26 protein-coding genes are annotated in these 24,077 nt (G+C 59.3%); 12 read left to right on the forward strand and 14 right to left on the reverse strand.

Going from position 1 to position 24,077, the window contains the following annotated elements; translation table 11 throughout:
* Positions 1 to 20: 20 nt before the first annotated feature.
* Complete coding sequence (locus PPA02S_RS05140) at positions 21 to 1,262, forward strand: lipoprotein-releasing ABC transporter permease subunit (RefSeq protein WP_028632487.1); 1,242 nt, start codon at positions 21 to 23, stop codon at positions 1,260 to 1,262.
* Between the two features lie 39 nt (positions 1,263 to 1,301).
* On the opposite strand, the gene PPA02S_RS05145 is transcribed toward PPA02S_RS05140, so the two are convergent.
* Both PPA02S_RS05145 and PPA02S_RS05150 read right to left on the reverse strand, forming a co-directional pair.
* Entirely contained in the window at positions 1,302 to 2,651 is a 1,350-nt protein-coding gene (locus tag PPA02S_RS05145; RefSeq protein ID WP_174435878.1) for a heavy metal sensor histidine kinase, read from the reverse strand.
* The gene (locus PPA02S_RS05150) at positions 2,651 to 3,331 is read right to left on the reverse strand and encodes a heavy metal response regulator transcription factor (RefSeq protein WP_028632489.1); all 681 of its coding nucleotides are present in this window, start codon (positions 3,329 to 3,331) and stop codon (positions 2,651 to 2,653) included. Before PPA02S_RS05150 ends, PPA02S_RS05145 begins: the two co-directional genes overlap by 1 nt.
* 155 nt (positions 3,332 to 3,486) lie before the next feature.
* Between PPA02S_RS05150 and PPA02S_RS05155 the strand changes: the two genes are divergently transcribed.
* The gene (locus tag PPA02S_RS05155) at positions 3,487 to 4,014 is read left to right on the forward strand and encodes a cupredoxin domain-containing protein (protein WP_028632490.1); all 528 of its coding nucleotides are present in this window, start codon (positions 3,487 to 3,489) and stop codon (positions 4,012 to 4,014) included.
* Positions 4,015 to 4,082: 68 nt separating this feature from the next.
* Positions 4,083 to 4,913 carry an NADPH-dependent 7-cyano-7-deazaguanine reductase QueF gene (gene queF, locus PPA02S_RS05160; protein ID WP_028632491.1) on the forward strand — a complete coding sequence of 277 codons (831 nt, stop codon included), beginning with the start codon at positions 4,083 to 4,085 and terminating at the stop codon, positions 4,911 to 4,913.
* A 61-nt stretch (positions 4,914 to 4,974) separates the two neighbouring features.
* Here the strand turns inward: queF and PPA02S_RS05165 are convergent, their stop codons facing one another.
* Complete coding sequence (locus PPA02S_RS05165) at positions 4,975 to 5,238, reverse strand: DUF4404 family protein (RefSeq protein WP_028632492.1); 264 nt, start codon at positions 5,236 to 5,238, stop codon at positions 4,975 to 4,977.
* Between the two features lie 122 nt (positions 5,239 to 5,360).
* Positions 5,361 to 5,924, reverse strand: coding sequence for an HAD superfamily inactivated hydrolase PcrP (gene pcrP / locus PPA02S_RS05170; protein WP_028632493.1), 564 nt, complete (start codon positions 5,922 to 5,924; stop codon positions 5,361 to 5,363).
* Between the two features lie 198 nt (positions 5,925 to 6,122).
* Here pcrP and PPA02S_RS05175 point away from each other — a divergent pair, with 198 nt between their 5' ends.
* A complete protein-coding gene (locus PPA02S_RS05175) occupies positions 6,123 to 6,830 on the forward strand; it encodes an MlaA family lipoprotein (protein WP_028632494.1) in 708 nt (235 codons plus the stop codon).
* 32 nt (positions 6,831 to 6,862) lie between these two features.
* Here the strand turns inward: PPA02S_RS05175 and PPA02S_RS05180 are convergent, their stop codons facing one another.
* Positions 6,863 to 7,162, reverse strand: a complete 300-nt coding sequence (locus tag PPA02S_RS05180) for a PilZ domain-containing protein (protein WP_028632495.1) — start codon at positions 7,160 to 7,162, stop codon at positions 6,863 to 6,865.
* 270 nt (positions 7,163 to 7,432) lie between these two features.
* Here PPA02S_RS05180 and rssB point away from each other — a divergent pair, with 270 nt between their 5' ends.
* Both rssB and rssC read left to right on the forward strand, forming a co-directional pair.
* Entirely contained in the window at positions 7,433 to 8,617 is a 1,185-nt protein-coding gene (gene rssB, locus PPA02S_RS05185; RefSeq protein ID WP_028632496.1) for a two-component system response regulator RssB, read from the forward strand.
* Positions 8,614 to 9,096: an anti-sigma factor antagonist RssC gene (gene rssC, locus PPA02S_RS05190; protein ID WP_028632497.1), complete on the forward strand. Its 483-nt coding sequence runs from the start codon at positions 8,614 to 8,616 to the stop codon at positions 9,094 to 9,096. Before rssB ends, rssC begins: the two co-directional genes overlap by 4 nt.
* A gap of 4 nt (positions 9,097 to 9,100) precedes the next feature.
* On the opposite strand, the gene PPA02S_RS05195 is transcribed toward rssC, so the two are convergent.
* From PPA02S_RS05195 to dusA, 3 genes are all read right to left on the reverse strand, one after another.
* The gene (locus PPA02S_RS05195) at positions 9,101 to 10,948 is read right to left on the reverse strand and encodes an alkaline phosphatase D family protein (protein WP_028632498.1); all 1,848 of its coding nucleotides are present in this window, start codon (positions 10,946 to 10,948) and stop codon (positions 9,101 to 9,103) included.
* 106 nt (positions 10,949 to 11,054) lie between these two features.
* Positions 11,055 to 11,981 (reverse strand): transaldolase, encoded by a 927-nt coding sequence (gene tal, locus PPA02S_RS05200; RefSeq protein WP_028632499.1) that lies wholly within the window; start codon positions 11,979 to 11,981, stop codon positions 11,055 to 11,057.
* Positions 11,982 to 12,274: 293 nt separating this feature from the next.
* A complete protein-coding gene (gene dusA / locus PPA02S_RS05205) occupies positions 12,275 to 13,294 on the reverse strand; it encodes a tRNA dihydrouridine(20/20a) synthase DusA (RefSeq protein WP_028632500.1) in 1,020 nt (339 codons plus the stop codon).
* A gap of 92 nt (positions 13,295 to 13,386) precedes the next feature.
* Between dusA and PPA02S_RS05210 the strand changes: the two genes are divergently transcribed.
* Both PPA02S_RS05210 and PPA02S_RS22365 read left to right on the forward strand, forming a co-directional pair.
* The gene (locus PPA02S_RS05210; RefSeq protein ID WP_028632501.1) at positions 13,387 to 14,508 is read left to right on the forward strand and encodes a site-specific integrase; all 1,122 of its coding nucleotides are present in this window, start codon (positions 13,387 to 13,389) and stop codon (positions 14,506 to 14,508) included.
* Between the two features lie 708 nt (positions 14,509 to 15,216).
* Positions 15,217 to 16,335, forward strand: a complete 1,119-nt coding sequence (locus tag PPA02S_RS22365; RefSeq protein ID WP_050577084.1) for an SMEK domain-containing protein — start codon at positions 15,217 to 15,219, stop codon at positions 16,333 to 16,335.
* 618 nt (positions 16,336 to 16,953) lie between these two features.
* Here PPA02S_RS22365 and PPA02S_RS05220 read toward each other — a convergent pair.
* The 6 genes from PPA02S_RS05220 to PPA02S_RS05250 form a co-directional block, all read right to left on the reverse strand.
* Positions 16,954 to 17,217: a pyocin activator PrtN family protein gene (locus tag PPA02S_RS05220; RefSeq protein WP_028632502.1), complete on the reverse strand. Its 264-nt coding sequence runs from the start codon at positions 17,215 to 17,217 to the stop codon at positions 16,954 to 16,956.
* Positions 17,214 to 17,699: a P-loop nucleotide/nucleoside kinase family protein gene (locus PPA02S_RS23290; protein WP_245614635.1), complete on the reverse strand. Its 486-nt coding sequence runs from the start codon at positions 17,697 to 17,699 to the stop codon at positions 17,214 to 17,216. Before PPA02S_RS23290 ends, PPA02S_RS05220 begins: the two co-directional genes overlap by 4 nt.
* Positions 17,696 to 18,193, reverse strand: coding sequence for a hypothetical protein (locus PPA02S_RS05235; RefSeq protein WP_028632503.1), 498 nt, complete (start codon positions 18,191 to 18,193; stop codon positions 17,696 to 17,698). Before PPA02S_RS05235 ends, PPA02S_RS23290 begins: the two co-directional genes overlap by 4 nt.
* An 85-nt stretch (positions 18,194 to 18,278) precedes the next feature.
* The gene (locus PPA02S_RS05240; protein WP_028632504.1) at positions 18,279 to 18,524 is read right to left on the reverse strand and encodes a pyocin activator PrtN family protein; all 246 of its coding nucleotides are present in this window, start codon (positions 18,522 to 18,524) and stop codon (positions 18,279 to 18,281) included.
* Positions 18,521 to 19,030, reverse strand: coding sequence for a hypothetical protein (locus PPA02S_RS05245; RefSeq protein ID WP_028632505.1), 510 nt, complete (start codon positions 19,028 to 19,030; stop codon positions 18,521 to 18,523). The genes PPA02S_RS05240 and PPA02S_RS05245 overlap by 4 nt, the downstream gene beginning before the upstream one ends.
* 298 nt (positions 19,031 to 19,328) lie before the next feature.
* Positions 19,329 to 20,033, reverse strand: a complete 705-nt coding sequence (locus PPA02S_RS05250; RefSeq protein ID WP_028632506.1) for a LexA family transcriptional regulator — start codon at positions 20,031 to 20,033, stop codon at positions 19,329 to 19,331.
* 96 nt (positions 20,034 to 20,129) lie between these two features.
* Between PPA02S_RS05250 and PPA02S_RS05255 the strand changes: the two genes are divergently transcribed.
* From PPA02S_RS05255 to PPA02S_RS05270, 4 genes are all read left to right on the forward strand, one after another.
* Positions 20,130 to 20,354 (forward strand): YdaS family helix-turn-helix protein, encoded by a 225-nt coding sequence (locus PPA02S_RS05255; protein ID WP_028632507.1) that lies wholly within the window; start codon positions 20,130 to 20,132, stop codon positions 20,352 to 20,354.
* 223 nt (positions 20,355 to 20,577) lie between these two features.
* Positions 20,578 to 21,066 (forward strand): phage regulatory CII family protein, encoded by a 489-nt coding sequence (locus PPA02S_RS05260; RefSeq protein WP_028632508.1) that lies wholly within the window; start codon positions 20,578 to 20,580, stop codon positions 21,064 to 21,066.
* Complete coding sequence (locus tag PPA02S_RS05265) at positions 21,059 to 21,262, forward strand: TraR/DksA C4-type zinc finger protein (RefSeq protein WP_028632509.1); 204 nt, start codon at positions 21,059 to 21,061, stop codon at positions 21,260 to 21,262. Before PPA02S_RS05260 ends, PPA02S_RS05265 begins: the two co-directional genes overlap by 8 nt.
* A complete protein-coding gene (locus PPA02S_RS05270) occupies positions 21,259 to 24,039 on the forward strand; it encodes a bifunctional DNA primase/polymerase (protein ID WP_028632510.1) in 2,781 nt (926 codons plus the stop codon). The genes PPA02S_RS05265 and PPA02S_RS05270 overlap by 4 nt, the downstream gene beginning before the upstream one ends.
* Positions 24,040 to 24,077 lie beyond the last annotated feature (38 nt).

Raw genomic sequence — 24,077 nt, forward strand, 5'->3', positions numbered from 1 at the left:
TTCATTGGGTGTTCTTGCACATGTTCAGACCCTTGCCCATTTTCATCGGCGCGCGCTACACCCGGGCCAAGCGCCGCAACCACTTCATCTCGTTCATCTCGATGACTTCGATGATCGGCCTGTCGCTGGGCGTGCTGGCAATGATCGTGGTGCTGTCGGTGATGAACGGCTTCCAGCGCGAAATGAGCTCGCGCATCCTCGGCCTGGTGCCCCATGCCGCCATCCTTGGCGAGCAGCCACTGGAGAATTGGCACAAGGTGGCCGACGCCGCCCTGCAGAACCCGGCCGTGATGGCGGCGGCGCCGATCACCGAGATGGAAGGCATGTTGTCTTACAAAGGCGCGATGCAGCCCATCCAGGTAGGCGGCATCGACCCAGCGCAGGAGAGCAAGGTCTCTATCGTTGGCCAGCACATCGTCCAGGGCCAATTGCAGGCCCTGCAGCCCGGCGAGTACGGGGTGGTGATCGGCGAGCTGACCGCCCGGCGCTTTCGCCTCAATACCGGTGACAAGCTAACCCTGATCGTGCCGGAAATCAGCACCGAGCCAGGCGGTATCACGCCGCGCATGCAGCGCCTGACCGTGGTGGGCATCTTCAAGGTGGGCGCCGAACTCGACGGTTCCCAGGCCTACATTCACATGGCCGATGCCGCAGCCATGCAACGCTGGGCGCCGGGCCAGGTGCAGGGCGTACGGCTGAAGCTGCATGACCTGTACGCCGCGCCGCAGGTGTCCAAGGCCATTGCTGCGCAACTGGGCGACGGCTACCGCGCCGATGATTGGTCCCACACCCAGGGCAGCCTGTTCAGTGCCATGAAGATGGAAAAGACCATGATCGGCCTGTTGCTGATGATGATCATCGCCGTGGCCGCATTCAACATCATCGCCACCTTGGTGATGGTGGTGAACGACAAGGGCCCGGACATCGCCATTTTGCGCACCCTGGGTGCCACGCCTGCGCAGATCATGGGCACGTTCATGGTGCAAGGCAGCCTGATCGGGGTGGTCGGCACGCTCATCGGCGGCGTATTGGGTGTGATTGCCGCGCTGAATGTGAGCCAGATCGTCGGTTGGCTGGAGCGCGTGAGCGGCCAGCACATCTTTACCTCGGACGTGTACTTCATCAGCAGCCTGCCCTCCGAGCTGCAGTGGGGGGATGTGGCGATCATCTGCGCGGCTGGCCTGGTGATGAGCTTCCTTGCCACCCTCTACCCGGCCTACCGCGCCTCGCAGGTGCAGCCGGCGATCGGCCTGGCTGTGTAACCACAGCCGGTACCCCAGGAGGGGCGTGCTGCGCCCCTCTCAGTGCGCTTCTGAGAACGTGATCACGAAGCGTGTCCAGCCGTTTGCACACGCTACCGTAATGTCCCCACCATGGGCTTGCACGATGGACTTGGTGAGCGCCAGGCCCAGCCCCGCATGCTCACGGCTGCCTTCATGGCGGGCCGGGTCTACCCGATAGAAACGGTCGAAAAGCCGCGGTAGGGCGGCCGGGCTGATGGCCGCGCCGGTATTGGCCACGCAGATGACAGGCCCGGGTTGCAAGGTCACCTGCACCTGCCCACCGTCGGGGGTGAAGCGCAGGGCGTTGTCCAGCAGGTTGGACAGTGCCCGGCGCAACATCGGCCGGTCGCCGCTCAGCGTGGCCTGCCCTTCGCGGTGCAGGGTCACGCTGTTGTCTTCGGCCAGGGGCGCGTAGAACTCCAGCAAGGCATCTGCTTCATCATGCAGCGCCAGCGGCGTCTGCCCAGGTACCAGCAGGCCATGGTCGGCCTTGGCCAGGAACAGCATGTCGTTGATCATCTGCGCCATGCCCTGCAGTGCTTCAAGGTTGCCATGCAGCGCCTCGTGGTATTCCTCCAGGCTGCGCGGGCGGGTGAGGGTGACTTGGGTGTGGGTGAGCATGTTGGACAATGGCGTGCGCAGCTCATGGGCGATGTCGGCCGAAAACGCCGACAGACGCTGGAAGGCGTCGTCCAGGCGTTGCAGCATGGCATTCATGGCGGTGGCCAGTTCTGCCAGCTCGTCGGGCATCTGCGCCACCGGCAGGCGTGTGGTCAACGAGCTTGCGCCCACGCTGGCCGCCACCTGGCCCATTTGCCGTAACGGCCGCAGGCTGCTGCGTGCAGCCCAGGCGCCCAGCAGCGCAGTGGCCAGCGCCGACAGGCCCACCGTGAGCCAGATCAACCGTTGCATGCCCTGCAGAAAATGCTGGTGGTGAGTGATATCCAGGTACAGCGCCACTTGCGGCGACTGCGGGGCGCCCGGCAGCAACGGTTGCGCCAGGCTGCGGTAATCGGTGCCCTGGGCGTGCAAGGTGGCAAGGCCGCCGGGCACCGGCAGTGCAGGTAACCCGTTGCGGCTTTCGAACCAGCGTGTGCCGTCGCTGGCGATGATGCGCAGGCCCAGGTCGGCCTGGTGACCCAGTTCGGCCCTCAGGGCGGGCAGGCGGGCGCGCAGGTCTTCGGCGCGGGTGACCCCGGCCAGTTGCGCGCGCAGCAAGGACAGCCGGGATTCCAGCAGTTGTTGGTCCAGCTCGATGAAGTGCTGCTCACTGGCGTGGTTGAACAGCAGGCCGGCCCCCAGCGACACGGCGGCTGTGCAGGCGGCGAACAGCAGCGCCAGGCGGTTGACCAGCGATACCTTGCCCATCACGGTGCCCGCTCTTCAAGCACGTAGCCCATGCCGCGGACGGTGTGGATCAGCTTGTTGCCATGCGCGTCGTCGATTTTCAGGCGCAGCCGGCGGATCGCCACTTCGATCACATTGGTGTCGCTGTCGAAGTTCATGTCCCACACCTGCGAGGCGATCAGTGATTTGGGCAGCACTTCGCCCTGGCGGCGCAGCAGCAGTTCCAGCAGGCCGAATTCCTTGGCGGTCAGGTCGATGCGCAGGCCGGCCCGTTCGGCGCGGCGGCGGATCAGGTCCAGGCGCAGGTCGGCCAGGCCCAGTGAGGTTTCGCTGGCCGGGCTGGCTCCCCGGCGCAGCAGGCTGCGCACCCGGGCCAGCAATTCGGAGAATGCGAACGGCTTCACCAGATAGTCATCGGCACCCAGTTCCAGTCCCCGCACCCGGTCTGCCACCGCGTCACGGGCGGTCAGGAACAACACCGGTGTACCCAGGCCTGCCTGACGCACGGCCTGAAGGATCTGCCAGCCGTCGCGTCCTGGCAGCATCACATCGAGAATCAACAGGTCGTGGCCGCCGGTCAGGGCCAGGAACTGGCCGGTTTCGCCGTCGGTGGCCAGCTCGGTGGCGAAGCCGGCTTCGTTCAGGCCCTGGCTCAGGTACTGGCCGGTGCGGGCCTGGTCTTCGACGATCAGCAGTTTCATTGCGGGCTTGGGCTCCGGCGTTGCGAGGTCTTAAATAATACGTGACCTGGCATCATCCTAGCCAAACTGACAAAGTTGTAATGTTGCGGTCAGCTTGCTGGCAGTCGCCGCAGTTTAAGGTTTGCGGCATCTGATCGTTGAGCCGTGGAGACGCCATGTACCGCCTGTTGATCGCATCTGCCCTTGCATTGGCCAGCCTGCCTGCGCTTGCAGAGCCTGCGCAACGCTTCCCCTTCGGTGAGCCTGCGCCGGCTGCGAAAGCAACCCGCACCGTCGAGGTGCTGCTCAAGGACATTGCCTTTGAGCCCAAGAACCTGCAGGTAAAAGCAGGTGAAACCGTGCGTTTCGTGCTGGTGAACGAGGGCCAGCTGCCCCATGAGTTCAACCTGGGCACCAAGGCCATGCACGAGGAGCACCAGAAGGAGATGGTGGCCATGCAGGGCAAGCTGTACAGCGCCACTGGCGGGCATCAGGGCATGGATCACGGGCAGATGGCGGGCCATGCGCAAGGCGCAGAGCAGGCGGGCGGGCATGCCCACGGTGGCGGCAACACGGTGCTGGTGATGCCCGGCCAGCGCGCCGAGCTCACCTGGACCTTCCGCACCTCGGCGCCCATCGAGTTCGCCTGCAATGTACCCGGGCACTACCAGGCCGGCATGGTCGGCCCATTGACCATCGAGTGACGGGCGCTGCAAGGCGGGGTGTAAAACCGGTAGACTAGCGGCAATTTCGAACTTGCAGGTCAGTTTCCATGCACCCCGCCGCCGAACACTCACCGCTGGGTAAATCCAGCGAGTACATCGCCACTTATTCGCCGCAGTTGCTGTTCCCGATTCCGCGCACCGCCAAGTGGGCGGAACTGGGCGTCACTGCCCAGACCTTGCCATGGCAGGGCGTGGATTACTGGAACTGTTTCGAGCTGTCCTGGCTATTGCCATCGGGCAAGCCCGTGGTAGCGATCGGTGAGTTTGCGATCCCTGCCGACTCGCCGAACATCATTGAATCCAAGTCGTTCAAACTCTATCTCAACTCGCTGAACCAGACCGTGTTCGCGTCGTTCGAGCAGTTGCAGGCGTGCCTGGAAAACGACTTGTCAGCCGCCGCCGGCAAGGCGGTAGCGGTCAGGGTTCGCACCCTGGCCGAGGTCGAGGCGCAGGGCGTGGTGGCGTTGCCAGGGCTGTGTGTGGATGCGCTGGACGTTGCCATCAGCAACTACGAACAGCCTCAGCCTGAACTGCTGCGCTGTGATACCGAGCGGGTGGTCGAAGAAACCCTGCACAGCCACTTGCTGAAGTCCAACTGCCCGGTGACCGGTCAGCCCGATTGGGGGAGCGTCGTGGTGGAGTACAAGGGCAGGGCGCTGGACCATGCCAGCCTGCTGACTTACCTCATCAGCTTCCGTCAACATGCCGATTTCCACGAACAGTGCGTGGAACGCATTTATCTGGACCTGAAAAACCTGCTCCAGCCGGAGCATTTGACCGTGTACGCACGTTACGTGCGCCGTGGCGGGCTGGACATCAACCCCTACCGCAGCACCACCACCATCACCCCAGCCAACGGCCGCCTGGTGCGCCAGTAGCCCGGCCCCGAGTCACGGGCGAACGCGGGTTGCGACCGGGGGCCAAGGCCCCCGGGTAACCTCAGATACCCATGCTGTGCAACGAGTTGGCAATACTGCGCAGCGTGGCCGTAAGGTCAGGGTGCTCCGCCTCGAACCGTTCGATGGCCAGGTTCACACCATCGACCACATTGTTGTCAGGGGTGGCTTCCTCAAGTTTCAGCTGCGCCTCGATCTGGCGCGCTTCTTCGTGCAGCGCGGCCAGCTCTTCATCCGAGAGCGGAACGTTGCGGTCCAGTTGCTCGCGCAGGGTGTTCAGACGCTCTTGCAGTTCGCGGGCAGGCATTGGCTTTTCTCCATCAATGGCTTGGCAAGCCATGGACCTCAGCGAAGCGGCAAAGGTTCTGGCCTGTGTAAAGCGTAATCCACCTGCAGCGGCTTTGCATGACCCGCGTCAAGGGTGCTGTATCAGGGTTTTTCACCCTTGCTGCGGCGCTGGGCGATATGCGCCAGGCAGTTGTCCAGGGCTTCCAGGTGGTCGATCACCGAATGCACCCCCAGGCTGAACAGTTCCAGGGTCGCTTTGCCGCGCGCCGCACCCTGCTGCTGCGCAGTCATGCCCTGCCACTCACGGGCGCTGCGCTCGCAGTGCGGGCTGCAGGCGGCCAGGCCAACCGTCCATAGCCCTGCATTGAGGCCGGCTTGCAACAGCCCAGGTTCGCCGCTGACCAGTACGCAGCCGTCCAGGCGCTGGCTGCCCAGCGCCATCAGTGCCTGCCAGCAACCGTTGGGGGCAGGCCAGCGGGCGCCTTGCTCCCGGTGCCCAGGCAACCAGCCTGGCAGCACATTGGCAAAGGGCTGGCTGGGCTGGCCTGTGAGGTCATCCAGCCAGATGCAGGGCACCTGGCGTTCGCGCAGGTGGGCGAGGGTGGCCAGGGCGCCGGGGGCCGGCGACGGGCCGGTTTCGGCGCTTTGTACCAGGCAGCCGCGCAAGCCGAACAGTACCGCTGTGAAGGCCGGTTCAGCATCCATGGCAACGTCCTCGCAAATAGCCGGCAGATTATTGAAAAAATGTTGCCGTGCTGTGACAGCACGTCTTGAGCAACACTTGGTCACAATAATTCCATATACACTTGCAAAGCTGTTTATCGGCACGCAAGTCTCTATACTGCCGCCTTACAGCAGCGCGACCGGTTGCGCTTGCGGCCGAAAACCCGATGGAGAAACACTATGCGTAGGATCGGTGCCAGTGTGATCGAACGAGTCACCCAGGCCTGTGTCTGTGCCGGCATGTTGCTGGCACCCGTGGCAGCCACCCAGGCCGCCACCGAGGAAGATCCCTGGGAAGCGGTCAACCGCCCGATCTTCCGTTTCAACGATACCCTCGACACCTACGCGCTCAAGCCGTTGGCCAAGGGCTACCAGTTTGTCACGCCGCAATTTCTTGAAGACGGCATCCACAACATCTTCCGCAACCTGGGGGATGTCACCAACCTGGCCAACAACGTGCTGCAACTGAAGCCGCATGCGGCGGGCGTGGATACTGCGCGAATCATCGTCAACACCACCTTCGGGCTGGGCGGCTTCTTCGACGTGGGTACCAAGATGGGCCTGCAGCGCAGTGATGAGGACTTCGGCCAGACCTTGGGCTACTGGGGGGTGCCAAGTGGCCCGTACGTGGTCATCCCGCTACTGGGGCCGAGCACTGTACGTGACGGCGTGGCCAAGTACCCGGACACGTTCACCAGGCCGTACCGCTATATCGACCATGTGCCAACGCGCAACTCCATCTTCGCCCTCGACGTGGTGGATACTCGCGCCAGCCTGCTGTCTGCCGAGAAGCTGATTCAGGGTGACAAGTACATCTTCATCCGCAACGCCTACCTGCAGAACCGCGAGTTCAAGGTGCGCGACGGCGAGGTCGAAGACGACTTCTGATGGAGAGGGGGGCCGCACCGCGGCCCCTTGGGTCAATGCATGGCCAGAATGCGCAGCCCGAAGGTGTGTTGCCCGTCTGGCTGGCCCGCAATCCACACCACTTCCGTGCTGGCACGCAGGCCTTTGAGTGACGGGTGGTCGGAGTCGATGCGCACTTCCAACTTATCACCTACCTGAAAGCTTTGTGGCGCCTGCACCTGCATGCCACTGCTGGACAGGTCCAGGCACACGGCGGCAATGACCTGGCCCTCGTGCAGCAGGGTCACCTCGGTATCGATGCGCATGCGTATGAAATCGCGTTTTTCGCTGTGGCTAATGGACGTGTTAGACATGCTGCATCCTTCCGTTAGGGTTGCACTGGTCGGCTTTCTTATAACTCCCGGTGATTTGCCCTGTAAAGAGCGCCCTGGCTGACCGTTACACGCTTGAAACGCCTGGCGGATGGGAGTACCGTCTGCGCCTTACAAGGTCGCTCTGACAGTTGCCGGGCAGGTGTTCTTGGCCTACAACTCAGGTAGAGTGTGAACAAATAGAACTCCCGTAGCTGGCCGTCTGCCTTGCCGACACCGCTGCACCAACCCAAATCGGCGCCGTTCGCCCACATGCAGAAAACCAGTGCAACGCTGCTGATCATCGATGACGACGACGTGGTCCGTGCAAGCCTCGCCGCCTACCTTGAAGACAGTGGCTTCAGCGTTCTCCAGGCTGGCAACGGCCAGCAGGGGCTCCAGGTCTTCGAAGAACACCAGCCTGATCTTGTGATCTGCGACCTGCGCATGCCGCAGATGGGCGGGCTCGAACTGATCCGCCAGATCAGTGCACGCGCGCCGCAGTTGCCGGTGATCGTTGTGTCGGGTGCAGGGGTCATGACCGATGCAGTCGAGGCCTTGCGGCTGGGGGCTGCCGATTACCTCATCAAGCCTTTGGAAGACTTGGCGGTACTTGAACTGTCGGTACGGCGCGCGCTCGATCGGGCGCACCTGGTGCTTGAAAACCAGCGCTACCGTGGCAAGCTCGAAGCCGCCAACCGCGAACTGGAAGCCAGCCTGCACCTGTTGCAGGAGGACCAGACCGCCGGGCGCCAGGTGCAGATGAACATGCTGCCCGAAAGCCCTTGGGTAGCGGGCGACTTCGCTTTCGAGCACCAGATCATTCCATCGCTGTACTTGTCTGGCGATTTCGCCGACTACTTCCGCGTGGATGAGCGCCGCATCGCGTTCTATCTCGCCGATGTGTCTGGCCATGGTGCTTCGTCGGCGTTCGTCACGGTGCTGCTCAAGTTCATGACCACGCGTTTGTTGTTCGAATTCAAGCGTGGCGGCAAGATGCCCGACTTCAAACCGTCGGAAGTGCTCAGCCATATCAACCGTGGGTTGATCAACTGCAAGCTCGGCAAGCACGTGACGATGGTGGGGGGGGTGATCGACGAGGACACCGGCCTGCTGACCTACGCAGTTGGCGGGCACCTGCCCATGCCGGTGCTGCACACCCCGGAGCACACCCACTACCTCGAAGGCCGTGGCTTACCGGTGGGGCTGTTCGACGAAGCGAGCTATCAGGACCAGGTGATCGAATTGCCACCGCGGTTCAGCCTCAGCCTGATGTCCGACGGTATTCTGGACCTTTTGCCGGGTGCCACGCTCAAAGATAAAGAAGCCGCCCTGCCGGAGATCGTCAGGGCAGCAGGTGGTAGCCTGGATGGGCTGCGTCAACGTTTTGGATTGGCTACGCTTGGGGAGATGCCGGATGATATCGCCCTATTGGTGTTGAGCAGGAACCTTCAATGAGTACCGGTAGAATCCAGTTCGCCGAGCAGAACGGTACCTTCGTACTGAAATTCGTCGGTGAAGTGCGCCTGACCTTGTGTTCTGCGCTGGATGCAACGATCGAGAAGATCTTCACCGCGCTGAATTTCTCGACCATTGTCATCGACCTCACCGAAACCGAGAGCATCGACAGCACCACCCTGGGCCTGCTGGCCAAGCTGTCGATCCTGTCACGCCAGAAAGTGGGCTTGTTGCCGACCGTGGTAACCACCAACCCGGACATTTCCCGGCTGCTGCAGTCGATGGGCTTCGACCAGGTGTTCAACATCGTCGACCGCCCGATACCCTGCCCGGAATGCCTCGCCGACTTGCCTTCGCAGGACCAGAACGAAGAAGTGGTGCGCTCCAAGGTGTTGGAGGCGCACAAAATCCTCATGGGCCTGAACGACTCGAACCGTGAAGCCTTCCATGACCTTGTGAGTGCGCTGGAACGCAGCTGATCCTTTACCGGCGCTCAAACTCGGTAGCCTCGCCACCGCCCGCGTCAAGCTGAGAAACCCGCGCCGGGCGCCCTTGCTCGTTAAAGAATACCTGCCCCAAACCTGCCCCGTTCCAGAGCCTTTCGCCGGCCTGGCTGCGGTTGGGTGTGCGTGGCTCAACCTGCATTTCACGGCGCGACGTGAACCAGTTCAGAGGTGACCTTGGCGCGTAGAGCCACCGGTTGAGGCGGTCGAGCACATCCAGCAGGCGCCTGGGGAATTCGTTCTTGATCCCGCTGCTGGTGACCTGCCACAGGTGTGGGCTGTGCTGCCGGTCGCGGATCAACACTTCGTAGACGAATGAGTAGTGCACATCCCCTGACAGCACCACGTAATGCCCAGGTGTGCGCGAGTGGCGGAAGATGTTCAGGATGACCTGTGCGGCTTCGCGGTGGGCCATCCAGTTCTCGGCGTCCACCAGCAGGGGATAACCCAGGGTACTGAATACTTTTTGCACGGTCTCGATCAGTTTCACGCCAAAGATAGGCGCTGGCGACACGACCACCGCAGAGGGGTGGTCCAGCAATGCCTGCTGCAATTCGCTCAGGGCCTCCCAGTCCATCAGGCCGGAGGGCCTGGCCGGGTTACCTTCACTGCGCCAGCGGCGGGTGCGGGTGTCGAGCACCAGCAACGGCGGGTGGGTAGGCAAGCTGAATTGCCAGCCCTGGAAGCGCAACAGTTCGCCGATCAGCGCATCCTGGTTGTGCGCGTTCATTGATTGGCAGCGTTTGATCAATGGCCCGCACCCGTCCGGGTCGTTACCCCAGCCTTGGCACACCAGGTATCCCATCAAGGCATTGCCGATGATGCGTCGCGAAAGTGGATGGCCGTAGGCGGTGTGCTCCCACTGCGCCGAGAGGTTCCAGTCGTCGGTGATGTCGTGGTCGTCAAAAATCATCAGGCTGGGCAGGTGAGCCATTGCCCGAGCGACTTGCCCCAGGCGTTCGGCGAACCCCTGCACCAGCGGTAATTCGCGCTGGTAGCGCGTGCGGCATGCAGGGTCGAGGCTCTCGGGCATGTCCAGATGCACCAGTTGCCAAGGCACGGGCGACCATACCAACAGGTACATGGCCATGACTTCGGCGAAGGTGACCAGGTGGTTGTCGGCGTTGCTGGACGAGAAGATCGGCTTGCGCTTGCCACCGAAAAAGCGCGCCCGCAGGTTTTCGTTACGGGCTTGTGCAGGAAGCAGATGGGCGCGGTGGTAGTAGCTGGCCGGGTGGCGGTACAAAGCCTGGCTGTCCGCCACCACTGCGCCATCTAGCTGCTCGTCGTGCAACCCCAGCCGTTCGATCAGGGTATGAATGGCTCGCAGCATGGGGCCTGCCACATCGTCGGCGTATACCTGGTCCCCTGTCATCATCAGCACTGCCGGGCGATCTTGGGGTTGTGTGCACCGCTCAAGCAACCGATCAGCGCACAGCAGGCCGTCAGCCGCGGGGTGGTGCGGTTTGCGGCAGGAGCCATGCAGCAGGTGATCAAGCCGCCCGCGCAGCACCAGGTTGGGGCGCTGCTGGCCGGGGTAGAGCAGGTGTGGCGCCCAGCTTGCGATACCCTCGCCATTGATCAGCACGTCGTAGTCCAGCCACTGATCGCAGGGCAGCGGCTGCTCGAAGCGAACTTCCAGCAGGTGAATGAACGCATGCTGCCCCACCGCAACCACCTGGCATTCCACCTTGGTTTCGGCCGAATGGAACACGACGTCGGGCTGTAGCGGTCGTGTGGCTGCCAGCCAGATAGCCAGGCGCTGTGGCTCCAGCCGGCGAAGTATCGGGCCGGCGAGGACAAGGGGTAGTACAGGAGGCGTGGTCATGTGAGCGAGGGCCGGCCGCACGGGCCTAGTCAGGATTGCAGGGGCAGAAGCAAAACGGGCGGGAAATGCTGAACATTTCCCGCCCGTTAGGCAAACGCGAACTGTGTCAGGCCTTTTCTGCCATCACCTTCTCGAGCTTTTCCTGGTCGCGGGCGAATTGGCGAATGCCTTCGGCGAGCTTCTCTGTCGCCATGGCGTCTTCGTTCATGGCCCAGCGGAACTGGCTTTCGTTGAGTGCTTGCTTTGGCTCACCGGCATTGCCGGGTTTGAGCACCTGCGGCAGGTCGCCCTGATCGTCGCTGAGTTGCTGCAACAGTTCAGGGCTGATGGTGAGGCGGTCGCAGCCCGCCAGGTGTTCGATCTGGCCAACGTTGCGGAAGCTGGCACCCATCACCACGGTGTCGTAGCCATTGGCCTTGTAGTAGTTGTAGATGCGCGTAACCGACTGCACGCCTGGGTCTTCTGCGCCGGTGTATTCCTTGCCGGTATTTTTCTTGTACCAGTCGTAGATACGGCCTACGAAGGGTGAAATAAGGAACACACCCGCATCGGCGCAGGCCTGGGCCTGAGCGAAGGAGAACAGCAGGGTGAGGTTGGTCTGGATGCCTTCCTGCTCGAGCTTCTCAGCGGCGCGGATGCCTTCCCAGGTAGACGCCAGCTTGATCAGCACGCGGTCACGGCCAACACCGGCTTTGTCGTATAGGCCGATCAGGGTGCGTGCCTTGGCCAGCAGTGCAGGCTCATCGAACGACAGACGCGCATCCACCTCGGTGGAAATCCGCCCAGGGATCGCCTTGAGAATGCCGGAGCCCACCGCCACCGCGAACGCATCGCAGGCCAGGTCCACGTCACCCTTGGCTTCGGCTTTAACCTGCTTGAGCAAGTCGGCATAAGCCGGGATGGCCGCTGCCTTGAGCAGCAGCGACGGGTTGGTGGTGGCATCGACCGGTTTCAGACGGGTAATGGCGTCCAGGTCCCCGGTGTCGGCGACCACGGTGGTGAACTGCTTGAGTTGTTCCAGCTTGGAGGTCATGGGCGTGCTCTGTCCTGTGCAATGACTCGACATTACCCCAGCCCCGAGGGTCGCTCAAGGGCAAGGCTTTACGAGAGGTGACTGTTCGAGTGTGCGCTGGGGGCCAGGTTCCCGCATGGGTGGGGCGCAGCGCGAAGGCGCAGGCGTTTGACCCCGAACGGCAGACTGCTGTTTAGAACGTCTCGGCATAAACAGGCTGGAATCGCTTGCCCGCCCCATACCCCATTCAGCGTAGGAGCGAGCAAAGCTCGCGATGGGCTGCAAAGCAGCCCCAACCCCAAGGCCACCAAAAATCACCGCCCCTGCAACAACTCCAACGCCTGATCAAACACCACCAGCGGCTCCGCCGCCTTGTGAATATCCGCCGACAGCAACTGCCTGAACCGCCGCGCCCCCTTGAACCCCTGGGCGAGTCCAAGAATATGCCGGGTGACATGGTGCATCGCACCGCCACTTTCCATGTGCGCCACGATGTAAGGCCGCAACTGCATCATCACCTCGCTGCGCGTAACCACCGGCGCAGCGCTGGCAAACAGCCGCTGGTCCACGTCTGCCAGCAAGTAAGGGTTGTGATAAGCCTCGCGCCCCAGCATCACCCCATCAAAGGTTTGCAGGTGCGCTTCACACTCTGCCAGGGTTTTGATACCACCGTTGAGCACGATTTCCAGGTCTGGGAAATCCGCTTTCAGCTGCGCCGCCACGTCATAGCGCAGCGGCGGCACCTCGCGGTTCTCTTTCGGCGACAAGCCTTCAAGAATGGCGATACGCGCATGCACAGTGAAGCTGCGGCACCCAGCCTCGCGCACCTGGCCGACAAAATCGCACAGCTCGGCATAACGGTCGCGCCCATTGATGCCAATGCGGTGCTTGACCGTCACAGGGGTCGACACCGCATCGCGCATGGCCTTCACGCAATCAGCCACCAGCGCCGGATGCGCCATCAGGCAGGCACCGATCATGTTGTTCTGCACCCGGTCGCTGGGGCAACCGACATTCAGGTTGACCTCGTCATAACCATCCTGCTCGGCGAGCCTGGCGCAGGCAGCCAAGTCTGCCGGCACACTGCCGCCCAGCTGCAGGGCCAGCGGGTGTTCGCTGGCATCGTGACGTAGAAAGCGCTGGGCGTCGTTGTGCAGCAGGGCACCGGTGGTGACCATTTCGGTGTAGAGCAGGGTGTGCTTGGATAGCAGGCGCAGGAAGAACCGGCAGTGGCGGTCGGTCCAGTCCATCATAGGTGCAACGCTGAAGCGGCGGGAAGGCCCAGGGCGCGTGGTTTCTGGCTTATAGCCTGATTTTGCAGTCGTTTCGTTCAACGTGTTTTGTACCAATCTTCGGGATTTTGGGGCGTTTTAACCAAGCGCTTGGTACAATGTACCAACCGACAGACGACGTGTACCAATCTCAGATGGCAACGATCAGAACGCGTAAAAAAGCCGATGGCAGCAGCAGCTACCTCGTCCAGATCCGCATTAATCGCGACAAGGTGACAGTCTACCAAGAGAGCCAAACGTTCGCCCGCAAACAGGCTGCAGTGGCCTGGGCGAAGCGACGGGAAACCGAGCTGTCTGAGCCTGGTGCTATCGAGCGCGCCAAGCGGGTAGGGCACACGGTCAAGCAGATGATCGACCGTTACCTGGTCGAGGCAGAAAAAGCCCGGCCACTGGGCGAGACCAAGCGACGCACGTTGAACGCCATCAAAAGCAGCTACCTGGGTGAGATGGTCGACTCCGAAATTAACCAGCAGGTGCTGGTGGACTATGCCCTATGGCGTATGAGCCCCTCAGGCGGTGGCATCCAGCCGCAGACAGCCGGCAATGATCTGGCTCACCTGGGTTCAGTGTTGTCGCTGGCCAGGGCAGCGTGGGAGTACGAAATCAACCCCCAGGCTATGCCCGACGCACGCCTTGTCCTGAAACGCCTGGGCTACAACATGAAAAGCCGGGAGCGGGATCGCAGGCCAACGCTTGAAGAACTCGACAAGGTGCTTGAGCACTTTTTCGAGATGCTTGCACGGCGTCCGACTGTCATTCACATGCCGAAGGTCGTGGCGTTTGCCATCTTTTCTACGCGGCGTATGGACGAGATCGCTCGCATCATGTGGGAGGATCTGGATGAGCACCGCCAGGCGGTGAAAGTGCGGGATATGAAGAACCCAGGGCAGAAAATCGGTAACGATGTGTGGTGCCATCTACCGGATGAGGCGTGGGCGATTGTGCAAAGCATGCCGCGTCAGTGCGCTGAGATCTTTCCTTACAACACCGACTCAATCGGCACAGCCTGGTCCAGAGCGTGCAAGATGGTTGGCGTGGAGGACCTGCATTTTCATGATCTGCGCCATGAAGGTGTGAGCCGGTTGTTCGAAATGGATTGGGACATCCCGCGTGTATCGAGTGTTTCCGGTCATCGTGACTGGAACTCGCTGCGGCGTTACACCCATCTGAGGGGGCGTGGGGATCGATATATGGAATGGATTTGGTTAGAGCGGATCATCCAGGCGCCAGCCTACCTAGGCACACGTGCCGAGTAGTTGTTTGAGGGATGCGCAGATTCAGCGTCACTTGCACTTGTCTTGACGATTCTATGCACCGGGCCTGATTAGTCCAATGAACGGTTTGAGCGGCCCGAAGCGGCCATGATCTGCTCTGCGCTCAACACCGCTTTGGGTCTATCTGAATTGTAGGGTGGCCGCTTTCGACCCCGGTTGTGTGAAAACGTAAACGGATCGCTGAAGAGCGCGAGCGTACGTGAAATCTGTAATGGCTTGGTTATTCAGCTAGCCCAGATTTCGCGCAGGAGCGCGGAATTCTGGTCGTTTTCTAACCAGCCGGATCGCGTCGAACGTTTTCACACAGCCTGACTTGAAAGCGGACGCTATCGACTCCCATTCAAAGCACTGAGAAGGCCTGTTGTCGAATTTGATCTATGCACCTTAAGCTCCCGCGTGAACCTCCCTAAAGCGCTCCTGCTCAGTTGAGCAACGCTGACAATCCCCCATCCTCAAGCCTTGAACAGTCAATCTGAACGACATCAGAGCGCATCATCGCGTGCTTCTATCATGCGTCCGTGATATTCGGGTGGGTTATTCCCAAAGCGACTACCCAAAATATTGAGTGGACATCCATCATAACTAAATGTAGCTTTTGGCCATCACTGGCCACCGGCTTGCGAATTTTTGGTAGTGTCACGACTGCTGCTTTCTCATAGCCACTTATGAATTTTCGGAGCACTCAAAGAAATGAATCGACTTAACTATCACAAAGAAATAATAGCAGCGCTCGCTTGGTTAAAAGCCCAGGTCGAGATTCATAACGGCATGGCGCTAACGGATATAAATCATGGTGCAGAAGATTTTTATTGCGGTCTTCTGAATTTAATTTATGGTCTCAAGCTTAAAAATATTAATATCATTAACAATAATGCTGCTGCGATAGATTTAGGTGACAGCCAAAGTCGAGTTGCTTTTCAGGTGACGTCCACGTCAGCCCTAACCAAAACGAAACACACTGTCGACAAGTTTATAGAAAAAGGCCTCTATAAAAATTATGATAGGTTGATAATTCTAAATATTGTGAGCAAATCTAATCATCGGATTGCCAAAATAGGCACTGCTGAATACGAATTCGATACCAAAAGCGACATGCTTGATGTGGCCGATCTAGTCAGGGAAATAGTTAATAACTCTGATCTTTCCAAGCTAAAAACAATTGTAGATTTCTTAGATTCTGAATTGTTCTACGCACGAAACACATCCAGTCGAGACCTGTCGACATCGCGAATCTACCGATTTTGGTGCGATAAGATAGATCCGAGCAACCTTGTTTACTACTGCTGTTTTCTGCCGTTTTTTTATTATGATGTTCGGATTTCAGAGCAGTTCCTGCTTCGAATTCAATCCTACTTATCTCAAGTTGAGTGGATAATAGAGGATCACGAGAATGATATAAATTCCACGGCACTTATAAGTGCCATTCGCAACTTTAATTCTGTATGTCGCGATCTTGTCACCATTTGTTGTCTGCACGAAAACAAATATATTGAAGGTGATGAATATGCTTACTGGGTAAGCTGCCAGCATCTTGATTACTTCCAGCGAGAAAAATACATTTCATATCGAAAAGGTGTACTCCAAAGCTTGTTTTACCAATTAATTAAGGCCGCCAACCATATTATATCATTAAACAACAGGGTGCTGAATGGCTCGCCTCAAATGTACATTCAGTTTAAGCAGGATGAGGATGGGGTTGAGTATTTCCCGGGTTATGACGAGCGTGACTTCTCCTGCGGTAAACTATATCCTGGCTATTGCGAGGTTGATTACGCGATACGACGCCAAATTTATGGTGATGGTGTTTAAGCTATAAATCAAAATTGGTTGTCACCGAGCGCGACTCTAACGGCTAGACGAATTTTTCACCTAAATGACTATTTTGTTTGGCGAGGCGCTGTATGAGTTCACACAGTAGCCTGGTGATCATAAGGCAGATGCGCTGGCCCTTTCACTACTGGAAAATGGCCTTGATGAGCTGACTGCTTGTGTGACTCTCGAACTTGGACACCTTCATGTGTGCTGGCCTTGGTGAACTCGGGAACTATGCGGGTATATGTCGCGATGCATAGTCGCGATCCGCGAAACGTTCTAGCAGGTATTGAAACACTGCTCCACGCGGGGTCAAGCTGACGGGTGGTCTGTTAGGAGATAAGTCTCGATGCGACCTGCAACACCACATCTTGGAGAGCCCCTGAATTTCTGCAATTGGTCGAAAGCGGCCAGTATCGTGTAAGGGACTAGGGCAGTTTGGCTATTCCCATCCAGCCCACTTAGGGAGCAGATCAATAGCCGCCGATCGTAGGCGGCCATCGATGCAAAGTGGCTAAAGTGGGTTCGACTAGGAGGAGGGGCGGATGCAGTCAGATGTTCGCTGTGAACGACTGACATTTACCATGGGGCGCACTCTCCGTATCTGCCCGCCCGTCACCTCTTATTCAATTGCGCACACTCTTTGCGCGCAGCATCTCGCTGCTGGTCCAGATACAGGGCTAGATCGGCAATGTGTATGCCTCGGGCGCTCTTCTGACTCGATTCAAGTCGGGTGATTGGCAGCTGGATCTCCCCGGCCAGCACCTTGCGCTGGAATACGAGCGGCGTGAGGTGCGTGAAGTAGTCAGCGCATACCTGTTCGAGCGAGATAATCGCTACGCCGTTGTACTGCGCCATCAACACAAAGGCTGTCTTCATGCATGGCCCTCCTGCTCATGCGAAATCGGTTTTGCGCTGCTTGGTCGAGCGGATTGCCGGCCCTCATTTACCTGGTTGAGCACCTGCTTGCTGGCAAGGTTGAAGAGCTCGGCGGCGGAGACCGGCGTGACAGACTGCTCGAAATTGCGCACGGCATCGAACCGAATGCGGTACAGCCCGGCCTGGCCGAGCCAAGCCGCGGGTCGCTGCTCTGCCTCGGGCGCAGCCGGGTCATTGGCTTTTCCATTCTCGATCAGCCGCATCGCCTGGTTGAAAGTCAGCATCCGGCCGTTGAAGTACCAGGAGGGATTGTCCGCGTCTGTCAGGATTAAAGTATCAAACAGCGGCACTACGGCGCCTGCAGTCCAGTTATCGTGAATGCGACTCAAGCCAAGCGCTTTGGCGATGGCATAGGCATGGGTGGATTTGCCGCATCCCGCTGGACCGTAGACGATGCAGCTGCGTGGAGTGTTAGCGATCATGCGGCAACTCCTGAGGTAGCGGCGCTACCACGGTTGACGCGAAGTTGTTCGTGAATCCGCTTGGCCAAGTCGTCAACCAAGTCAACCTGTGCACCTGCTTTGGTGGCTTCTGATTCGATGTTCAACGCTTTGAACGTACGTTGGGCCAGGCGGATAGTAGACGAGGCGCTAACAAGCCTCTCATAGTCCTTCTTGGTCACGGCCAGACCGGTGTACGACATGACGCGGGCTTCAAGCTCAGCAATACTGGCTTTGAGGTTAGCCACTGTCAGATGGTGCTTGCGTTGTGCTGCTTCAGCCTGAATGCGTGCCTCGTCCAGATCTGCCTGCAGACCGTTGATCTGCAGCTTCAGATCGGCCCTTTGCTGCTGTCTGCCCGCGTCGACGCCGTGGAGGAAGACACGGTGTCGTACCTTCGGAATGATGAAGGTGAGGGCAATCAGGCTGACTAGCCATACGATCCCCAAAGCGAGTACTTGTTGGTGCGGTTGCATGCGCTGTGCTCCAAGTTAGCCGGCCACCGGGCAAGGTGAGAGTCGGCGGCGGGCTGGATGCCCCTGATGGCCGGGGCCGCCTGGTTCAGGCGGATTGCTTATCGCGCTCTGCCTGACGGTCGAGGTAATCGGCCAGGTTGTGCAGATAAACCACATATGAGGCTTTCTTAGAGCAGTCAATCTTGCTCACGCGAAGACCAATCCGCCCTTTATTGATAAGTTCTTTGAAGCGCCTGTCTGACCCGATGTGAGAGAAGTAGCGCTCCCTTACAGCGGACAGCGTTGGGCAGGGCGTGGAGAACTCGGCGCGTAGTTGCTCCAAGGTGCTCATGCGCATTTCCCGAAGTCGTCAGGGCCGGGCTGAAGCTTGGCGTGCACGGCTGCTGCGAGTTGCTCTTTGCTAGAGCCAGTCACAGCAACGCAGACGTCGCCCAGGTCGTTGGTTACGACTGCGCCAAGGGGAAGTTGGCGGTTGACGGTGGCGATGACGTAGGCGGTTTGACCCGACTGCAGCACCTCTTCGACGCAGACCTGCGCCTCCATCAGTGCCAGCGCTTGTTCCGATTGGGCGCCGGTGTCAGCCCGTCCATTCGCAAGGTCCTGCACGAAGTCCCGTAAGGATTGACACTTGGTGGACAGCGCACGTGGAAGGGTGAGGCTGCTGCTGAGCGGGCCCACGGACACTTTGATGCAATGGTGTGTGCTGTCGTTTTCAATCTCGATGTGTGCATCGACAGTGATTTCAGGGCGCTGCATTCTGCACGTCGCCGTGCCTCCGTGATCCAGAGTGCGCTGCAACAACATGATCTGACGCAGAGGAATCTGGAAGTCGTTCATGCTGCACCCCCGTCGACGGGGATAGCCTGAGTTTTGCCGTCCAGAGCGACGATTAGTTGCAAGCCAGTGCTGCGCTGGAACGCCTGGATTCTCGCAGGGCTACTGCAAGCTGTTGGATGAATCAGGACCGCTGCTGGTCCGCTTCGCTGTGCTGTTTTCATTTGTCTGTGTCCTTGGTGTGAGAGTGGGCACAGACAGAAATTAGCAAAAGCTAATTTTTATATCAATAGCAGATGCTAAATCAGCGGGGCGTTGTTGCTCCCCGGCAATATCTCCGGTGTGAGGCAACGAGGAACGGTTAGAGCTTCTTGGCGTTCCAGGCCAGCAGAACGCGGGCTTGGATGTGCATCCGCTCGATCATCGACTCATCAATGGTGATGGGGGGGTAGATCGGGTTGTCGGAAATCATCCGTAGCTGGCCACCGGTTAGGCGCTGCAGACGCTTGATATAGAGATCACCTTCCAAGGTGAAGACATAGATAGCGTCGGTTCGAACTTCGGAAATTCCACGATCCACCAGCAGGGCGTCGCCGTCAGCGAATGTACCCGACATGCTGTCGCCATCGCCGGTGATGATGGCCAGGTTTTCAACCTTGGAGAAGGTGAGGCCCTGCATCCTCAGCCAGTCGAGGTGGACCGTCATGTCGCGGATGACTTCAATGTGCATTTCTGGGGCTACCTTGCCATGGCCCATTGATCCCGCGATATCGAGGTACGGAATCAACACGAAGTTCTTGTCCTTTGTGGCCCGGGTGGGCAGGCGAACGACGTTTGTGGGGGCTGCGTTGGAGGGCTCCTCCGCAGGAGGAGATGTCAGCATCCCTGCCGCAAGTCCTATTTTGACTTCCAGATTTCGCGCAGCTTTCTCGCCCAGCTTCCGGTGGCCGTTGAGTAGCTGCGAAAGGTACGACGCGTCTAGGTCGTGAGCCTCAGCGAATTCCTTCTGGCTCAGCTTGCCCATGATCGTACGGAGTGAGGCGATACGCCTTTCATTTATGTCCATGCCGTGATGATTGCTTTCCGTTAGCAAACAGTAAATTACGATCTGCTATTGCTTAGATAATTAGCAATTGCTAATCTGCCTGCCAATGGAGGCCCTATGACGCTCAGCGAGTACCTAAAGACCATGAACAAGGAGGGGCTGGATGCCCTCGCACAGCACTGCGGGACTTCAGTAGGTCAGCTCAAGCAGGTGGCCTACGGGAACCGTCGGGCGAGTGCGGGCTTGGCTGTCAGCCTGGATCGGGAAACAGGCGGGGAGATTCGATGCGAGTCGCTCCGTCCAGACATTGATTGGGGGTACTTGAGACAGGAAAAAAAGTAGGACCGCTGAGCCAGGACTCTCACCTCCCGGCCCAGCTATGACAGTGCTACGCATCGTCACTCCCATCGTCCGGCAGCCTCTCTCACAAGTGCGACCGGACGACTGTTACCGCATGCAATACACGCACAGCACAGCGCGGATTTACGCAAAGCAAAACGGTCGTGGCTGTAGGATAGGGGTTACCCCTTCTTGTGGCTACACCGTAAACCGAGGATTTACGGTTATGAGTCGCATCGATCTTTTGCCGGACGCTGGTCCGGTTCTCGCATTGCGTCAGGCGCTCTATCGCGCCGGTCGTGACTATCACGGTGGTATCACAAAATTGGCCTTCGACATGGTCATGGATGTGGACACCCTGCAGAAGAAACTTCACCCCACTGAAGAGCGGCGTTGGCCCAGCCCGGACGAGATCGAGGAGATTGTTCGCTGGACCGCAGACCCTCGTCTGCTTGATGCCCTTGTTCGGCCGGCTGGCGTGGTCTGGTATCAGCCTGAACCTGTACCTGCGACGAATGCGGCTCTTCTTGCCGTTGCCAAGCTGCTGGAAGAGTCCGGTGAATTTGTCGGTAGCCTGCACGACGGAGCTGCTGACAACGTCTGGACGGAAACCGAAGTGCTCGACCTTGAGCACCGGGGGATGGATGTGATCCGCCAAGTCCTGGCAATCATGGCCGGGGCCCGCCAAGCCATGGAGGACGAAGCCCATGGCTGATGCCGTTGATTTTGCAAACGACCACGCCGAGTACTTCCTGCAGCTGTCCTTGCGGCGTCTTGCTCGACTTCCCGACAAGCCAAGCGCACAGTTCTGCGAGGACTGTGATGAAGCGATACCTCTGGCCCGACAGCAATCGGTTGCAGGTTGCGAAACCTGCATCGACTGCCAGAGCCTGCGGGAGCGTCGGAGATGAGAGAGCGCCCAACCCGCGCAACCGCTGATTGGGCGCGGCGTTACATTGAAACCTTCGATCTCGCACTCGTTCCGATTGAGCCAGGTGAGAAAGGGCCAAAGGGCGCTGGTTGGAACAAGCCTGGCGGGTACTTCACCGACCCGTCGAAGGCAGAGGCGTTCTGGACCGGGAACCCGAGCCATAACCTCGGTGTTGTGCTTGGGCCGAGTCGTGTCTGTTCGCTCGATGTTGACGACGTCGAGCTAACGCGGCTGGTCCTTCAGCAAACATTGGGTCTCAATGTTGACGCCCTGGCTGAGGAATATCCCACCTCTATCGGAAACCCTGAACGCTTCCGCGTGATGTTTCGTGTGCCTGAGGGCGTGGAATTAAGCCGCCACGCACTGGTGTGGCCCAACAGGAATGACCCTGATGGCACCATTTACAAGGGGTTGATGGCGCAAGTAAAGGCTGCCATGGAAAGCGGTGACGCGGCCCGCGAAGCAGCGTTCCGCATGGCGGCTGAACCGTTCAAAAAGGTGACCGTGTTCGAGTTACGTGGCGGTTTGGTGCAGGACGTCTTGCCTCCATCCATACACCCAGGTACTGGTAGGCCTTACACGTGGAAGACCCCGCCGGCTGCAGATGGGCTGCCTGAATTGCCGACCGATCTGTTAGAGATTTGGCAGGACTGGGATGCCTTCAAGGTGCAGGGAGAAAACGTATGTCCGTGGAAGCCGAAGGCGCCAAAGCCTCCATCGGTTTCTCGGCCTAGTGCTAGGCCAACATCCTCAACGGCTAGGTCAGGTGACCGGCTTCCAGAGGTGATTCCTGAGTTCAATCGGGTCCATGACATTGCAACCATGATCGAAGCCCATGGCTACAAGCGTCTCGATGGCAAGTGGCTGAGCCCGCACAGCAGTTCAGGCCAGCCAGGGGTGACGATCACGGACGGCAAACTCTATTCGCATCACACATCGGATCCGTTGGCTAACGGACACAAGAATGATGCGTTCGATGTCTTCTGCATCCTTATGCACGACGGTGATCAAAGGGCGGCGACTAGGGCAGCGGCTCAAATCCTCGGTTTGGATGCGAAGCCTCGACCGCCGGCCCCTCCGCCATTAGGCGAACTTCCCCGCACCCCATCTGTGATTGAGAAGGCCGAACAGCCTCCGCCCGGGAACGGTGATGCCGAGCAACTTCCCCACGCCCCATCGGATGAAGAAGCCCCCAGCCCGGCCGGCTCCTCGGCCAAAGGGGGGAACGGGGGGGACACCCTGGATATCGACGGTGCGATGCGCCGGTTCGCCCTGGTGGAAGGAACCACCAGCGTGTGGGATTTGGATAAGGGCAGGGCGATGAAGCGGGCAGGGTTCGAAGCCTTGGTTGGGAAGCCGCTGGCTAAGGAGTGGGTAGAGCGCACTGACAAGAAGTTGATCGGGTCCGAGCAGGTGACTGAGCTTGAACAGGCTCGGAAGATGTCCAGCAAGAAAGGCGGTGCGCTGAAACTCGAGCCGCTGGATCGGTACATCTATATCGACGGTACCAAAGAGGCCTGGGACCGCGAGAAGAAGCGGCGCCTGCCCGAAGGCAGCGTCAAAATGGCTTTGGGTGATGCCTATCAGCTCTGGCTGAACAGCCCGGATCGCCGGGTAGTGGACGTCGACCATATTGTGTTCGACCCGACGATGACGAAAGACCCTGCGGTCTACATCAATACCTTCGAGGGCCTGCCGCTTACGCCGGTGCGCAATGACGCCGCCTGCGAGAACCTGCGCTGGCTGATCGCCTTCCTTTGTAACAATGACGAAGAAGCCTTGGATTGGCTGATCAAGTGGCTTGCTTACCCGCTGCAACACATGGGCGCGAAGATGGATACGGCGATCCTGTTCCATTCGACCATGGAGGGCTCGGGTAAGAGCTTGCTGTTCGCAGACATCATGGGCGAGCTGTATGGCAGGTACAGCGCTACGGTAGGGCAGGCGCAGTTGGAAGGTAACTTCAACGCCTGGCAGAGCGGCAAGTTGTGGGCGGTATTCGAAGAGGTTGTGAGCCGAGATCAGCGCTACAACCAGGTCGGTAAGATCAAGCACATGATTACCGGCAAGACGGTACGCATGGAGTCCAAGTTCATTAACGGCTGGGAAGAGTCCAACCACATGAACTCTGCATTCCTGAGCAACGAGATCATGCCGTGGCCGATCAGCGAAGACGACCGCCGAATGCTGGTGATGTGGCCTCTGGAAACGCTGCCACCTGAGCGTCAGAAAGCCATTGCCGCAGAGCTGGCCAAGGGTGGCGTGGCTGCTCTGTATGGATGGCTTCTAGGCGTCGACCTCGAGGACTTCAATCAACGAACACGCCCACCGAAGACGGAGGCCCGCCAGCGGCTGGTCGAGCTGAGTCGCACATCTTGGCAAACCTTCTACTACCTCTGGCGCAACGGCGAGCTTGGGTACGGCCTTTGGGGCTGCTGCCTGACCTCGGACGTATACGCCATGTTCATCGAATGGTGTGCTCACAACAAGGAACACGCCATGAGCCAGACTAAGTTCTCATTGATGCTGAGCGCGAAGGTGGAGAAGACGAGAGCTATCCCTTGGTCAGACTGCTCCACAGAGTGTGCAACCCGTAGATTCGCAGCGTTCTTCATGCCCACAGATGGCGATCCTTCCCTGCCCCCATCCTTGAATGCGGCCGTGCTGGGGAAGAATGTTCGCGAATGGCGTGAGCGAGCGAAGCTCGCAGGCTGGACGGTGGAAGCCTGGGACCACATAAAAAGGGTGGCTGCATGAGCGCGTCAGCAAGTGTGTTGGGTGTGTTGGGTCGGTGT

This window comes from Pseudomonas parafulva NBRC 16636 = DSM 17004, assembly GCF_000730645.1.
GTDB lineage: Bacteria > Pseudomonadota > Gammaproteobacteria > Pseudomonadales > Pseudomonadaceae > Aquipseudomonas > Aquipseudomonas parafulva.

Coding starts and splice junctions, on each gene's coding strand:
- PPA02S_RS05140 (WP_028632487.1), top strand. CDS start 21: ATGTTCAGACCCTTGCCCATTTTCATCGGCGCGCGCTACACCCGGGCC.
- PPA02S_RS05145 (WP_174435878.1), bottom strand. CDS start 2,651: ATGGGCAAGGTATCGCTGGTCAACCGCCTGGCGCTGCTGTTCGCCGCC.
- PPA02S_RS05150 (WP_028632489.1), bottom strand. CDS start 3,331: ATGAAACTGCTGATCGTCGAAGACCAGGCCCGCACCGGCCAGTACCTG.
- PPA02S_RS05155 (WP_028632490.1), top strand. CDS start 3,487: ATGTACCGCCTGTTGATCGCATCTGCCCTTGCATTGGCCAGCCTGCCT.
- queF (WP_028632491.1), top strand. CDS start 4,083: ATGCACCCCGCCGCCGAACACTCACCGCTGGGTAAATCCAGCGAGTAC.
- PPA02S_RS05165 (WP_028632492.1), bottom strand. CDS start 5,238: ATGCCTGCCCGCGAACTGCAAGAGCGTCTGAACACCCTGCGCGAGCAA.
- pcrP (WP_028632493.1), bottom strand. CDS start 5,924: ATGGATGCTGAACCGGCCTTCACAGCGGTACTGTTCGGCTTGCGCGGC.
- PPA02S_RS05175 (WP_028632494.1), top strand. CDS start 6,123: ATGCGTAGGATCGGTGCCAGTGTGATCGAACGAGTCACCCAGGCCTGT.
- PPA02S_RS05180 (WP_028632495.1), bottom strand. CDS start 7,162: ATGTCTAACACGTCCATTAGCCACAGCGAAAAACGCGATTTCATACGC.
- rssB (WP_028632496.1), top strand. CDS start 7,433: ATGCAGAAAACCAGTGCAACGCTGCTGATCATCGATGACGACGACGTG.
- rssC (WP_028632497.1), top strand. CDS start 8,614: ATGAGTACCGGTAGAATCCAGTTCGCCGAGCAGAACGGTACCTTCGTA.
- PPA02S_RS05195 (WP_028632498.1), bottom strand. CDS start 10,948: ATGACCACGCCTCCTGTACTACCCCTTGTCCTCGCCGGCCCGATACTT.
- tal (WP_028632499.1), bottom strand. CDS start 11,981: ATGACCTCCAAGCTGGAACAACTCAAGCAGTTCACCACCGTGGTCGCC.
- PPA02S_RS05210 (WP_028632501.1), top strand. CDS start 13,387: ATGGCAACGATCAGAACGCGTAAAAAAGCCGATGGCAGCAGCAGCTAC.
- PPA02S_RS22365 (WP_050577084.1), top strand. CDS start 15,217: ATGAATCGACTTAACTATCACAAAGAAATAATAGCAGCGCTCGCTTGG.
- PPA02S_RS05220 (WP_028632502.1), bottom strand. CDS start 17,217: ATGAAGACAGCCTTTGTGTTGATGGCGCAGTACAACGGCGTAGCGATT.
- PPA02S_RS23290 (WP_245614635.1), bottom strand. CDS start 17,699: ATGATCGCTAACACTCCACGCAGCTGCATCGTCTACGGTCCAGCGGGA.
- PPA02S_RS05235 (WP_028632503.1), bottom strand. CDS start 18,193: ATGCAACCGCACCAACAAGTACTCGCTTTGGGGATCGTATGGCTAGTC.
- PPA02S_RS05240 (WP_028632504.1), bottom strand. CDS start 18,524: ATGAGCACCTTGGAGCAACTACGCGCCGAGTTCTCCACGCCCTGCCCA.
- PPA02S_RS05245 (WP_028632505.1), bottom strand. CDS start 19,030: ATGAACGACTTCCAGATTCCTCTGCGTCAGATCATGTTGTTGCAGCGC.
- PPA02S_RS05250 (WP_028632506.1), bottom strand. CDS start 20,033: ATGGACATAAATGAAAGGCGTATCGCCTCACTCCGTACGATCATGGGC.
- PPA02S_RS05255 (WP_028632507.1), top strand. CDS start 20,130: ATGACGCTCAGCGAGTACCTAAAGACCATGAACAAGGAGGGGCTGGAT.
- PPA02S_RS05260 (WP_028632508.1), top strand. CDS start 20,578: ATGAGTCGCATCGATCTTTTGCCGGACGCTGGTCCGGTTCTCGCATTG.
- PPA02S_RS05265 (WP_028632509.1), top strand. CDS start 21,059: ATGGCTGATGCCGTTGATTTTGCAAACGACCACGCCGAGTACTTCCTG.
- PPA02S_RS05270 (WP_028632510.1), top strand. CDS start 21,259: ATGAGAGAGCGCCCAACCCGCGCAACCGCTGATTGGGCGCGGCGTTAC.